The sequence below is a fragment of the Paenibacillus solanacearum genome, assembly GCF_910593845.1.
GTDB classification, from domain to species: Bacteria; Bacillota; Bacilli; order Paenibacillales; family NBRC-103111; genus Paenibacillus_G; species Paenibacillus_G solanacearum.
Genome location: NZ_CAJVAS010000004.1, coordinates 223864 through 236659 on the forward strand (window position 1 = coordinate 223864; position 12796 = coordinate 236659).

General features: G+C 53.0%; 16 protein-coding genes and 1 tRNA gene. All 17 read right to left on the minus strand.

The window, feature by feature from the left end; genetic code table 11:
* Positions 1 to 8 precede the first annotated feature (8 nt).
* The 17 genes from KXG62_RS06990 to KXG62_RS07070 all read right to left on the minus strand — a co-directional run bounded on the left by KXG62_RS06990 (position 9) and on the right by KXG62_RS07070 (position 12790).
* Positions 9 to 983 (minus strand): polyprenyl synthetase family protein, encoded by a 975-nt coding sequence (locus KXG62_RS06990; RefSeq protein WP_218091214.1) that lies wholly within the window; start codon positions 981 to 983, stop codon positions 9 to 11.
* Positions 980 to 1843, minus strand: a complete 864-nt coding sequence (locus KXG62_RS06995) for a menaquinone biosynthetic enzyme MqnA/MqnD family protein (RefSeq protein ID WP_218091215.1) — start codon at positions 1841 to 1843, stop codon at positions 980 to 982. Before KXG62_RS06995 ends, KXG62_RS06990 begins: the two co-directional genes overlap by 4 nt.
* Positions 1840 to 2436: a UbiX family flavin prenyltransferase gene (locus KXG62_RS07000; protein ID WP_218091216.1), complete on the minus strand. Its 597-nt coding sequence runs from the start codon at positions 2434 to 2436 to the stop codon at positions 1840 to 1842. The genes KXG62_RS06995 and KXG62_RS07000 overlap by 4 nt, the downstream gene beginning before the upstream one ends.
* On the minus strand, positions 2437 to 3309 hold the full coding sequence (locus tag KXG62_RS07005) for a UbiA-like polyprenyltransferase (protein ID WP_218091217.1): 873 nt from the start codon (positions 3307 to 3309) through the stop codon (positions 2437 to 2439).
* Between the two features lie 17 nt (positions 3310 to 3326).
* Positions 3327 to 4046 (minus strand): demethylmenaquinone methyltransferase, encoded by a 720-nt coding sequence (locus KXG62_RS07010; RefSeq protein WP_218091218.1) that lies wholly within the window; start codon positions 4044 to 4046, stop codon positions 3327 to 3329.
* 13 nt (positions 4047 to 4059) lie between these two features.
* Entirely contained in the window at positions 4060 to 4923 is an 864-nt protein-coding gene (locus KXG62_RS07015; protein WP_218091219.1) for a heptaprenyl diphosphate synthase component 1, read from the minus strand.
* An 89-nt stretch (positions 4924 to 5012) separates the two neighbouring features.
* Positions 5013 to 5534 (minus strand): hypothetical protein, encoded by a 522-nt coding sequence (locus KXG62_RS07020; RefSeq protein ID WP_218091220.1) that lies wholly within the window; start codon positions 5532 to 5534, stop codon positions 5013 to 5015.
* 104 nt (positions 5535 to 5638) lie between these two features.
* Complete coding sequence (mtrB, locus tag KXG62_RS07025; RefSeq protein WP_218091221.1) at positions 5639 to 5860, minus strand: trp RNA-binding attenuation protein MtrB; 222 nt, start codon at positions 5858 to 5860, stop codon at positions 5639 to 5641.
* A gap of 143 nt (positions 5861 to 6003) precedes the next feature.
* The gene (locus KXG62_RS07030) at positions 6004 to 6924 is read right to left on the minus strand and encodes a phosphatase PAP2 family protein (RefSeq protein ID WP_246627327.1); all 921 of its coding nucleotides are present in this window, start codon (positions 6922 to 6924) and stop codon (positions 6004 to 6006) included.
* A gap of 245 nt (positions 6925 to 7169) precedes the next feature.
* Complete coding sequence (locus KXG62_RS07035) at positions 7170 to 7823, minus strand: FusB/FusC family EF-G-binding protein (protein WP_218091222.1); 654 nt, start codon at positions 7821 to 7823, stop codon at positions 7170 to 7172.
* A gap of 478 nt (positions 7824 to 8301) precedes the next feature.
* A tRNA-Pro gene (locus tag KXG62_RS07040) sits at positions 8302 to 8378 on the minus strand.
* Between the two features lie 174 nt (positions 8379 to 8552).
* Complete coding sequence (locus KXG62_RS07045; RefSeq protein ID WP_218091223.1) at positions 8553 to 8825, minus strand: HU family DNA-binding protein; 273 nt, start codon at positions 8823 to 8825, stop codon at positions 8553 to 8555.
* A 196-nt stretch (positions 8826 to 9021) separates the two neighbouring features.
* Positions 9022 to 10500, minus strand: coding sequence for a stage IV sporulation protein A (spoIVA, locus tag KXG62_RS07050; RefSeq protein WP_218091224.1), 1479 nt, complete (start codon positions 10498 to 10500; stop codon positions 9022 to 9024).
* Positions 10501 to 10768: 268 nt separating this feature from the next.
* Positions 10769 to 11494: a hypothetical protein gene (locus KXG62_RS07055; RefSeq protein WP_218091225.1), complete on the minus strand. Its 726-nt coding sequence runs from the start codon at positions 11492 to 11494 to the stop codon at positions 10769 to 10771.
* Positions 11494 to 11832, minus strand: a complete 339-nt coding sequence (locus KXG62_RS07060) for a 2Fe-2S iron-sulfur cluster-binding protein (protein ID WP_218091226.1) — start codon at positions 11830 to 11832, stop codon at positions 11494 to 11496. The genes KXG62_RS07055 and KXG62_RS07060 overlap by 1 nt, the downstream gene beginning before the upstream one ends.
* Positions 11833 to 11852: 20 nt before the next feature.
* A complete protein-coding gene (locus KXG62_RS07065) occupies positions 11853 to 12479 on the minus strand; it encodes a nucleotidyltransferase domain-containing protein (RefSeq protein WP_218091227.1) in 627 nt (208 codons plus the stop codon).
* Positions 12480 to 12496: 17 nt separating this feature from the next.
* On the minus strand, positions 12497 to 12790 hold the full coding sequence (locus tag KXG62_RS07070) for a 2Fe-2S iron-sulfur cluster-binding protein (protein WP_218091360.1): 294 nt from the start codon (positions 12788 to 12790) through the stop codon (positions 12497 to 12499).
* Between the last annotated feature and the right edge of the window lie 6 nt (positions 12791 to 12796).

Consider the following 12796-nt stretch of genomic DNA (forward strand, 5'->3'; position numbering starts at 1 on the left):
ACCCGGCATTAATAGGAACGGTTGCCGATGAAGCGGGCGATGCTGATCAAGTCTTTCTTGGCCTGAATGTCAGGCAGCGGCTCAAGCGCCGCGATCGCTTTGTCTATGTATTTGGAAGCCAGTTCCTCGGCTCGCGCAATGCCTTCGCTCCGCCGTATGATATCGATAAACGCTATAACGTCCGTTTGCCCGTCTGCTGCTTGAATGAAGGACAGCTCGCTCAGCAGTCGCGGCCGCAGATGCGGGTTTTGCAGCGCGAAGAGCACCGGAATCGTAATGTTGCCCTGCTTGATGTCGCTTCCGGGCGGTTTGCCGATCTCTTTCTCCGTTCCGCAAATATCAAGCAAGTCGTCGCGGATTTGGAACGCCATGCCGGCATTGTATCCGAACGAATACAGTCTGCGGGAGACCTCGGCCGGCGCGCCGACCGCAATGGCTCCAAGCTGGCAGGAGATAGCGAGCAGCAGCGCCGTTTTTCGTTTAATGCGGAGCAAATAATCGCGGATCGTCTGTCCGCTGTTGAAGAAGAAGCGGATTTGTTCCATTTCCCCGATCGACATCTGCACCAGTGCTTTGGACATGATCTGGTGGATCGACGGGTCCGGCAGTCGGGTTACGATGCTCAGTGCCTTGGCGAATATGTAGTCTCCCGTGTACATCGCGATGCGGTTATCCCATTTGGAGCGAACCGTCAGCTGTCCGCGCCGGGTATCGGCATCGTCGATTACGTCGTCATGCACGAGCGACGCCATGTGGATCAGCTCCAGCGGTACGGCTACATGCTTGACCCGTTCCAGATCATACGTGCCGAACTTGGCTCCAAGCAGTACGAACACGGGACGAATCCGTTTGCCGCCGGCTTTCAGCAGATGCAGAGACGCCTCGCGGAGCATCGGATGATCGACATCAATGCTCCGCTCCAGCTCTTTCTCGATATAATGAATGTCTTTCTTCAGCTTGGCGTAAATATCCAACAATTTCATTCCGTCACCCGTACTACAGAGTTATCGTTCCATATTTGCAGCGGCACCTTGCGGCTCAGGAAACCGAGCTCCGCCGCATAATCGTAATACATCTGAAGACCGGCCCACTGCTTCGGCCCGAATTCATAACAAAGATTGGAGAAGTAATGCTCCCAGTAAGCGATTGTGCCGCCGATGAGCCGCTGTGCATCCTGCACAAGCGCCGTCATATCGTCCATCGATTTGCGCTTGCTCTCAAGAAACGCTTCATAGATACGTCTGACTTGTTCCGGCTGCTCTTGCACCGTCTGTTTCCGAATTGCACACACGGCAAAAGACATCCACTGGCCGGTGAGCCGCGTCCATTCTTCTCCAAGGTCGGTCACCATATAACCGTTGTCCTGCCAATGCGCGCGGATCGCATGGTCGCCGATCAGCAGCGCAGCGTCCGTCGTACTCATCATCGTTTCCAACTCGGGAGCGGCGTACACATAATTCGGCTCATGTCCGTAAAATTTGCGCAAAATGATTTTGAGCAAATTGACGGAAGTGGCCGATGTCGTCGGCAGCGAAATCGTCGCATTGCCCAGCTGCTCGAGCGGTTTGCGGTGAAACAGCAAGATCGAATTGACCTGATGATAGGAGCTCACCGACATGTCCGGGAACAGCATATACTCCTCGAAGTTGTCGCCATACGCAAACGAAGAAATCGGACCGATGTCGATCTCGCCCTGCTTCATCGCCCGATTGAGTCCGGTCGGCACTTGCTGAAGCACTTCGATCTCGCCTTCAAAAGCCGAAAACGGAAAATAATAAAAAAGAGGCCATACGTTCGTAAAATCTATGCGGCCGATGCGGATTGTCTTAGGTCGGTTTGTCATTTGGCGCTACCCCATCTTGTGTACAGATCATGCTCCAGCTCCATGCTGTCGGCGATTTTGCCGACAATGAAATCAACCATGTCGTCCATCGATTGCGGCCCTTGGTAAAAAGCGGGCATAGCCGGCACGATCCGGACGCCCATCCGCGCGAGCTTCAGCATATTTTCCAGATGAATGGCGTGCAGCGGCGTTTCCCGCGGCACCATGATCAGCTTGCGGCTTTCCTTGAGCATCACGTCCGCCGTACGCTCCAGCAAGTTGTCGGAGGCGCCGTTTGCGATCGCGGACAATGTCCCCATCGAGCAAGGTACAATCACCATTCCTTTGGTCAAAAAAGAACCGCTCGCCGTTTTCCCGCCGATATCCTGATTCGGATAATATTCCAGCTTCCCGGGGCCACCGGGGAATTGCGCGGCAATCGTATCCTGCCGTCTGGCTGCGTCCCAGCCCAGCTCTTCCTTTAATACCCTCCATCCGGCATCCGTAATTATCAAATGCACATGCTCGCCCACAGACAGCATAAAGCGGCACAGGCGTACGCCATATGCCGCGCCGCTGGCGCCGGTAATGCCGATAACCCACGGCTTGATCATCTATACATTCACCACCAAATCTATGAGCGTAAAAATAAAGACGGCCATGCTGAGGACGCTGTTCATCGTAAAGAACGCCGTGTTCACCCGGCTTAAATCGTCCGCTTTTACAATAAAATGCTCATACATCAGAAGAGCGTAAGACACCAGAACCCCGATCAAATACACCCATGACAACTCCGTCAAAAAAAACAAGCTAATAAAGCCGGCCGCGGTAATGATATGAAACCAGCGCGCGATCTTCAGTCCCTTGGCCACGCCGAAACGGCTCGGGATGGAATGAAGGCCTTCCTTGCGGTCGAACTCGACATCCTGGCATGCGTATATGACATCAAATCCGGCAAGCCAAAACACGATAGCTACATAAAATACGAATGCCGTCAGCGAGAAGCTGCCTGTCACAGCCACCCAGCCGCCAAGCGGCGCAAGGCCGATCGTCAAACCGAGTATAATATGGCATGCCCAGGTGAACCGTTTCGTGTACGAATAAAACACAAGAAAAAACACGGCGATCGGAAGCAGCTTCACGCAAAGCGGATTGAGCTGAAACGCCGCCCAGAACAATAAAATAAACGAAATGATGACAAAGATGATCGCTTCTTTGGAAGAAATAAGGCCGGCCGGAATGGCTCTCATCGCCGTGCGCGGATTTTTCGCGTCGAACACTTTATCGATGATGCGGTTCAGCCCCATTGCCGCGCTGCGCGCTCCAACCATCGCCAGCAAAATCCAGCCGATCTTTGCCCACGAAGGCAGATGCCCGAACATGACGACGGAACCAAGCAGGGCGCCCATGAAAGCAAACGGGAGCGCAAAGAGCGTATGCTCGATTTTAATCATTTCCAGAAATACTTTTGTCTTTCTCCAAACCATGATGACATCTCCTCAACTCATTTTGCCTCAGTCGGCTTGATCCCGATGTGCAGGGCGGCGATCCCCCCGGTGAGAGGATATGCCTGTACGTCAGTCAAGCCGGTCTTCCGGAAAATGTCGGCGAGCTGCTTATGGTCGGGGAACTGTACCAGTGATTCCGGAAGCCATTTGTACTGTTCGTATCGTTTGACGATCAGCTTGCCGAGCAGCGGCAAAACCTTCTGAAAATAAAAGTAGTAGATCGACTTGAACGGCTGCCAGGTCGGCTTGGACAACTCAAGGGAAACGACCATCCCCCCAGGCTTCACAACCCGCTGCATTTCCTCGATCACCTTCACCAGATCGGGCACGTTGCGCAGCGCAAACCCGATCGTCGCGTAATCGAACGTGTTGTCCTCGAACGGGAGCTCCATCGCATTGCCGCGGACAAGGCGAATCTGCTTGTCCAATCCGGCATGCTTGATTTTCTCCGCGCCGACGTCCAGCATATTTTGGCTGAAATCAAGCCCGACCATTGAACCGGTCCGGCTTGCTTCCGCCAGCGAAATCGTCCAGTCGCATGTGCCGCAGCAAAGATCGATCGCGGAGCTTCCCGGAAACACCCGCATCTTTTTCATCGTAAACTTGCGCCATGCCTTATGTCTGCGAAAGCTTAATATATCGTTCATCAAATCGTATTTCGGCGCTATGCTCTCGAATACCGAATGAACGAATTGCTCCTTGGATTTCCCCTGCATCTTGCCATTCACCTCATATTCCCTGTGTCGCGCCCGGGCTGTTCAAGTATCGACGGATGGGCTCTCCGATGGAAAGCAGTTCCTTGCCGAGCTTTTCCGCATCCAGATGCTGCAGTTTGTCCTGCAGTTCCTTCAGACAGGAGTCGAGCATATCGTACAGCTGCGCGGTTACTTTGTATTTTAACCAGATGGAGCGGAGCTTCGCCGGATCGGGTTCCTCCTGCTGCAGCACCTTTTTCTCTTCTTTGGTGCATGATTGCAGCACATGCCAAAATCCCCAGCTGTCCTTGAATTGCTGGGAAATCTCAGCTCGCCCGATTTCCTGCACCAGCAGCTCGCAGCGTGTGAACAGGTTCAAAATTTCGGGCCATAGGGCCGAAACCCCTTCCTCGAGCAAAGCGGCAAACGAAAGAAACAGCTGCGCTTTGATCTGAATCGTCTGCCGCATATATTCATCAGCCGTAAGCTTCAGCTGCTTCATCTTCAAGTATAAATTCATCTTGAGCCGGTTCGCTTCGCAAATCGCGCCCGACAAGAGGCCCACCAAATCGATTTGCCCCGCATGGGACAACAAATAATAAAACCGGCTGCTGTAATAATCGCCGGCCAATACTTTGAGCTGCCGGGAGCGAGCTGCCTTGTGCTCCTTCGAATCGTTCGTGATACTCACCAGATCGTGCGTATCCAGTCCTACCTGAACGAGCGACGTGACGAGCGTATACAGTTCGCTGTACCCGGACAATGCGCTATGTTTGTTCAGAAAGGCGTACAGCACCCGAGTGCGGTATTCGGGAAAGCTGGGCAATTCCGTATGTTTCATGATCATGTCGTGCTCGATATACTTCCTGGCGATTTCGGGAATCCGATAAGAGTTCATATGTAAGCCTCCGAACCGTTGCAAATCAGTCTAACTCCATGCATCCAAACTATTATAGCATAAATGAAAAAGAATCGCATGCTGCCCCGTCAGCTTTTTTCCTTAACCCGGTCATGCCATTTGGCCGTATACGTCATGCGGTAATGAGAGTCCAAATATTGCGCCAGCTCTTCCATGCTTTGGTGGCCGAAACGAAGGTCTCCGGGCAGCCACTTTTCCCGCCTGGCATCGGAGGCGACGAGCAGTTGGGGGCTTCCGTTTCCGTCGGCGGAGGCATCGAGCACCCGAATAAACACCTGGTGAATGTTGGTGGAGGAGCCGAATAAATGACGCGGAATTTCGTATATGTCTTTGAGCATGTCGGACGACTCGGTCGATTTAACGGCGAGCAGATCGATCGAAACAATCGAATGGCTGATCTCTACGCGGCGAATGCGAAGGTGCAGCTGCATTTTCGACACGACGTCCACGATATTTTTTTCCGATACGGGTTGCGCACTGACCGTACGAAACACGCTGGTCGACTTATCCAGCTCGGACAAGTAAGATAAACCCGCCATTACGCCGATCGAAATCGTTGTCAATACAAGGATCCGGGATAGCCAGTTCATGAAGCCGCAGCCTCCTCTGTCATGGGTTCCGTGCTTGGCCAAAAACCTGTCCTTATCATTGTACAACGAAAAAAAGCAGGCTATGCCTGCGGCGGGTTAAAAAATTATTCCTGCGTATCCAGCGTGCCGAATTTTGTCATCACGATCGCTTTCCCGCGTATTTTCACGGCCGACGTATGATCAGTAAATTGCGCGATCATCACTTCGCCCTTGTCCAGCTTTTCCGTATGATGAAACTTCGTGTCCTGTCCCCGGGTCAAACCGATCACCTGCACACCGTTTTCTTTCGCTTTAATGACAAAATATTCGTTTTGCGTAGCGTCCATCTTATCCATCTCCTTCCAGCCGTATCCGTTATTTCTTCTATGATGCAGAAAAAAGCGACCGCTGTCAACCTGAATCCGATTCCGCAGCCCCTGCTTCGTCTTCAAGCTTCCGAACGGCCGCTCCGCCGCCAAGCCGCCCGGTATCAGGCAGCCAGCTTCTCCCGCGCGTATCCCTTCTTCTTTCCGTATAAACGCTGAACCGAGCCCGGAATGATCCGGGATGCCACATACAGAACCAAATCCGCCAGCTTGACCACGCCGTAGGCAAACGCCATCCCCGCGATCACGTCGAGCACCCAATGAATTTGCAGGTACATCGTCGAAAAAATAATCGATGCGCAATAGGTGACCATCGTGTACTTGAATATGTTATCCTTCTCGCGCAGCGCGAGCAGCAGCATCGCAAACGAGATCGAGGTATGCATGCTCGGGAAGCAGTTCATAACGTTCACCAGCAAATCGTTCTCCGTCGCGAATTCACGTCCCAGCAAATCCGGCTGCCCCTTCACCCACCACACTTCGCGAAGCAAGATCAAATTGTAAAACGGCAAGATCAGCGGAAATTGCAGCAAATGTCCCGACAGCGCGTAGGAGAGCATTTTTTTGACGCTTCGCGTCCAGTAGCTGCGCACAATGCAGATCCACAAGGACAGCACGAATCCGAAGTTGTATATCCACACCATGAGGCCGTCCAGCCAAGGGCGATGATACGCCCGTGCCCATGCCGCGTCATTATATGGAATGCTGTTCATGAACTCGTCCCATGTCCAGGGATGGCGATTGTTCTCGAACATCCAGTTGGCGATTTTCCACCACAGCCCGTTACCCGTTCCGTAGAAATAATAAAATACGCCCAAGAGCGGAATCCCTAATACAAAAAAACGGCCCCATTCGACGTCGACTTGATCTTTGCGAACGCCCATCAGGCAAATCAGGAGCAGGATCCAGCACTCGATGGTCCAACCGCCCACTTCGCCGATGCGCCACACCAAAAAAATCGAAACCAGGATGCCGTACATGACCCAATCGTTATTACGAACCCACCGGTTCAAGCTTTCCTTCATCTCCGTTATCCTCCCAAACATCCTTCGGCTCATCGTTCAAATGTCGACAACTCAGTATAACAAACTATCTCGAATGATGACGCTAAAATATTTTTGACAAAAAAAGAAAAAGACACCGGATCGAAGATGTCTCTTTCATGGCAGGCGCAGCGGGATTCAACCCTCAGCCTCACCCACCCTAACGGTGAAAACAAAGAACCCTCCCGAAACGGGAGAGTTCTTGCACCGGTCGATCGAAACGGGCGTCAGCCGGTGACGGCACGGACAAACCGCTCCAGCGCGGCGACGTCGGTAATGCTGCGATTGCATTCCTCGCTGTGAAGGCACATGTAATTGCCGACTGCCTTGTAATAATCCGGCGACGCATTCGCGGGCTTCGCTTTGGATACCGCCGTGAATAACGCTGCTTCTCTTTGCTTATGGCATATAAAGCAGGTGCTTTTCTTGTTCGTCGGCGTAAATTTCCCTTCAATTCCGACGACGTCTTCGTTCTGTTGATACACAAGGAACATCTTGCCGGTCGCAATGTCCTGCCAGCCCATGTACGTGGTACGGGCATAATCGATGGCATTGACGTCGGGAACGGTCAGCTTTTTATTTTTGTGAAACAGCTTTTTGATCTGCTTTTCCGTCACTTGCGGAAACGGTATGAGATACGGCTCAAGCGCATGCGCGTAGGCTTGAAAGTGTTCCGCCTTTTGCAGCGCGGAGAGTCCGCCGAGCCTATGCTGCTGTTCGTCCGTAAGGTGCTCGAACGCCTCTATGATTTTGGCTTCTGCACTGTATTGGACCGACTGCACGACCTTTTGATCGGAAACCGTGCTGCGGGCATGCTGCAAAAGTTCCAGTTGCTTCGTAATCAGGTTATATTGGTGGTTTCTAATAAATGGTGTCATCATGAATGTTCGCCCCTTATAGGAAAAATAAAAAACGCATAAGGTGCAAAACCCAATTATTAGAAACGACATCAGCGAATGTAATGGGCGATTGAATGATGTTATTCCCGCCCCATGCAAAGTATCGCCTCTAATATCAGGCTTTGCATGAGTCACCGCGGATCCCGGCAAATTGATTTGCCATTGCCTACCACCTCCTTGCAACATACGTTCAGTATAAAACAGTCCGGCGCCTGGCGGCAAGCGCCTTATTCTAGCAAGCCGCGGCAAATGCAGCTGCACTTCGTTCGAAGGGCTGCTCCGGTGAAGAATCATTCCTTGCCTGGCACGCGGAAGTCTATCCGGAGAAACAATAAAACGCTCCCTTCGGCCTTGAGCCGAACGAGAGCGTTCCATTGCTTGGCGTCCCCTGACGGATCGCGCCATATTTAGCGGTCCGCTTGCAGCCTGATTGCAAACGAGCCTGCGTTGTTGTTATACATGGTCGGAGTAACACGATTCGAACGTGCGACCTCACCCACCCCAAGGGTGCGCGCTACCAGGCTGCGCCATACCCCGATCTTGGACGGAAACATTTCCGGTATAGGAAATTATAGCTTACGCTGCTGGGATTGTAAAGGCTTTTATAACAAACTGTTATTAGTGCCAGCCAATATAAAAGCGCCTGAACCGCTCATCGGTCCAAACGCTTTGGAACTTGACTATGTAGAAATGCTAAGCCTGTCGGCCGGATTACTGAATTCCGTCTTTCAATGCTTTGCCTGGCTTGAAAGCCGGCACTTTACTGGAAGGAATTTCAATTTCTTCACCTGTTTGCGGATTGCGACCTTTGCGGGCGGAACGCTCGCGAACTTCAAAGTTTCCAAAACCGACCAGTTGTACCTTATCGCCGCTTTGCAAAGCCTCGGAAATAGCTTCAAATACGGCTTCCACCGCCTTGGTTGCGTCTTTCTTGGAAAGCTCAGAGGACTCGGCTACTTTGTTGATCAAATCGGATTTATTCATGCGATTCACCTCCCCCCACTACGATATTCCTGTTATTCTCTTTGTTAACCGTTTCTTCGCAAATTATACATGCCATGCGGGAAATCTGCCAAGGAAATCAACATTATAGTAATACAGGCGCACGGCTTTTTCAAGTAAAACGTAAAAAATGCACCCGCCGGAGTGCATTTTCTTTGTTCTTGCTATGCCCTTATGCCTACAAAATGATGGCAATCAACCCGCCCGAGCCTTCGTTAATGATGCGTCCCAACGTCTCCTGCAGCTTGTAACGCGCGTTGTCCGGCATCATCGCGAGCTTTCCTTGGATGCCTTCGCGCACGATGGAATGGAGCGAGCGGCCGAAAATATCCGATTCCCATATTTTAAGCGGATTTTCCTCGAAGTCCTGCATCAAATAGCGGACCAGCTCTTCGCTCTGCTTCTCCGTTCCGATAATCGGGGAGAACTCGGACTCGACATCGACGCGAATCATATGAATGGACGGCGCCGTTGCCTTCAGACGTACTCCGAATCGGGAGCCTTGACGAATCAGCTCCGGCTCGTCGAGCGCCATCTCCGCAAGCGACGGAGGCGCAATGCCGTAACCGGTCGTCTTCACCATTTCCAGCGCTTCGGCAAAATGATCGTATTCGCGCTTGGCATGCGTAAATTCCTGCATCAGTTGAAGCAGGTGATCTTTGCCGCGGATTTCTACGCCGACCACTTCCATCAAAATCCGGTCGTACAGCTCATCCGGGGCGTACAGATCGATCTCCGCGATGCCTTGGCCCATATTCATTCCGGCGAGTGCCGCTTTATCGACAAATTCGTATTCCTCAAAGTTGCTCACGACCTGATCGACATCGCGCAATCTTCGAATATCTTGCACCGTTTCGCGCACGGAATTTTCGAAGTTGGAGCGGAGCCAGTGATTTTCCGCCAGCACCATCACCCAGCTTGGCAAGTTGACGTTCACTTCATGAACGGGGAATTCGTACAACACTTCGCGGAGCACGGACATCATATCTTCTTCCTGCATGTTCGCAACGCTCATCGCGACGACCGGCACATCATGCTTCGCCTGCAGCTGTCCGCGCAGCTCCTGCACCGCTTCGCTTTGCGGCTTCGTGGAGTTGACGATGACGATGAACGGCTTGCCGACTTCCTTGAGCTCCGTAATGATGCGCTCCTCGGCTTCGACGTAAGACGTCCGCGGAATTTCTGCGATCGAGCCGTCCGTCGTAATGACGACGCCCAGCGTGGCATGCTCCTGAATCACTTTGCGCGTACCGATCTCGGCCGCTTCCTGGAACGGAATCGCTTCTTCAAACCAAGGCGTATTGATCATGCGAGGGCCGTTTTCGTCTTCGTAGCCTTTCGCGCCTTCTACGACATATCCTACGCAATCCACCAGACGTACGTTTACATTCAGTCCTTCGGCAACATGCAGTTGAACCGCATTATTCGGTACGAATTTCGGCTCTGTCGTCATAATGGTGCGACCCGCTGCGCTTTGCGGCAGCTCATCGGTTGCCCGAATCCGGTCGGCTTCATTCTGAATGTTCGGCAGCACGATCGACTCCATAAAGCGCTTAATAAACGTTGATTTTCCCGTACGGACCGCTCCAACGACCCCCAGGTAAATATCCCCGCCAGTACGCTCTGCAATGTCCTTAAAGATATCCACTTTTTCCAATGAGAATCCCTCCTACAGGTTGTTTAAGACGAAACTCGTACATGCTTCGGACTAGTACAAATATATGTATCGCGAATCAAAATATGATGCATTTTGCCAACTTTTATTTTGACCACTCCTTGTCACGGCTTGATGGAATCAGCGCTTGCGCAGTTCATCTTTGTCAAATATATGTGGGCCTGCCGCCGGTTATTCTAGCTTTTCGGAAAAAAAGAAAAACCTCTATCACCTTCGGAATCAAGGTTAATAGAGGTTGCCTGGGCAAACATTACGGCGCGGTAATCGGCACCGGCTGGCCGTCTCTCCACACGTAAGGGAACGAGCGCGCCGGCACGTAATACGACTCCCGTAAGAGCAGCTCGCGCAAATCCTGCGTTCCGTTCAAACTTCCCTGCAGCTTCTTTTTGTCGATCAGCCGCATCATTTCCGGCGCATAATCGATCGCCACTTGCCCGGAATCGTGAAGCAGGAACGGCAGCTTGAACTGCGGCGAATACATGCTGTTCACTTCCGCCGGCTTCCGGTTCAGCTTCGCGTAGTCGATAGAGGAGAAGCCTGTGGCGATAGCTTGTCCTTTCGGCAGCTGCCCGCCCGATTTCGACTTGTAATCGTCGACGGCTTTCTGCAGCTCCACCGTCTGCTGGAACGACGCCAGGTCCATCATTTTGACCGTAGGCTTCGTCTCCGCATCGACGATGACATACGAGGCCGAACCGCCATTCTCGAACGAGTTCGCCGGTGCGGCGCTCAAATAAGGCCCGACCAGTTTTTTGAAATCGATCGGATATTTCTCATACAGCGGTGTCGTTTCTTCGCTGTTCTTGATCGGCAGCACGCCGGTTTTCGCTTTGAATTGATCGACGGCGTTTTGGACCAGAACGATGAATTCACCGCTGGCCATCTGATTTTCCTTGCGTATGTCTTTCGGGTACAAACACCCGCTTAGCAGCGCGATAATAGCTAGGGCCATCGCTGCCCGCAGCACACGTGTCATTACCAATCCTCCTCCTGCTGTTCCAGCTGCTTGCGGATCGCCGCTTTCAGCGGATCTTCGGGAATCGTCACCGTGACGTCGCCGGTTATTTTGGCCTGACAGGCCAACCGGAATCCGCCGTCTTCCGCGGAGGTGCCGAGCTTCATGCGCTCGTTATGATTCGGTTCGGCGAGGCCCGCGCCACTCTGCACGATCACCTTGCACATCAGACAGGCCGCTTTGCCGCCGCAGCGTGTCCGGATGTGCACTTTCGCCTTGGCTGCGGCGCCGAGCACAGTCGTGCCGGGATGCACCTGAATCTTCTTGTTGTCCGGCAAAAAGGTGACGTAAGCCGCCATATCGTCATGCTCCTTCTCGTTTAAAATCCGGGATCGATGGTTTGCGAATCGCCAAGCAGCCGCTCCAGAATGCCCGTAAGCGCCGGACTGAAGCGGTTTCGTGCTGCGAGACGGTCGAGCATCTCCTTATGCACCGCCGGACCGAGACGGCGGCACAGACCGGCAATCGCTTCATAGCGGTCCGCTCGCGCACGCATCACATTGAAGATCAGCTCGTGGATGAGCGGCATAAGGCGGACGTTGTCCAATCCAGGCTGCGTAAGACGCGCCGCTCCCAAAGCCGAGAGGTATCCCGCTTCGACCTTGTATTCGCTATCCAGCGCCCGAACTTCAAAAGCGCCGACCAGTTCGACCTTCACGCCGCCGATATCATAATGGCTCAATATCGAACGGTAGAGCGGCGTCTGGCTTTCTTCCTGCTCATCAACGGCATACGGCTTGAGCGCCTCGTGCATGGCGGCCGCCTGCTCCCGGTCAATATACACATCCAGATCCCTCGGCGCCGCAGCGAGCGGCACGCCTTGCAGCATCAGCCCCGTGCTCCCTCCGACCAGCCAGGTCAGCTTGCGGCCGGCGGAACGTTCCACAATCGTCTTCAGCGCGGATAGCATCGCGCCGTCCAAAGCGATCGAACCCGTGTTCTTCATCTTTCATCATCCCGCAATCAAAAATAAGGTTTATTGGCTGCCGCGATCGTGCCGGCGGTTTTGATGATAGCCTGGCAGCCGAGCCGGAACCCTTCTTCGAGCTCTTCCGGCTCCAGCGCGTCCAATTCCGCATCGGACGGGGCGGATAAATGCTCCATCCCTTCGGTTACCTGACAGCGGCAGCGGCAGCAGGTACCCCGCGAGCAGGAAAAGCTCCAATCGACATCGTGCTTCAATGCCATATCCAAAATGGAGAATCCGGTAACGGGCTCCACCTGTTTTTGTATTCTGCGTCCTTTCAAGGATAACATCACGCG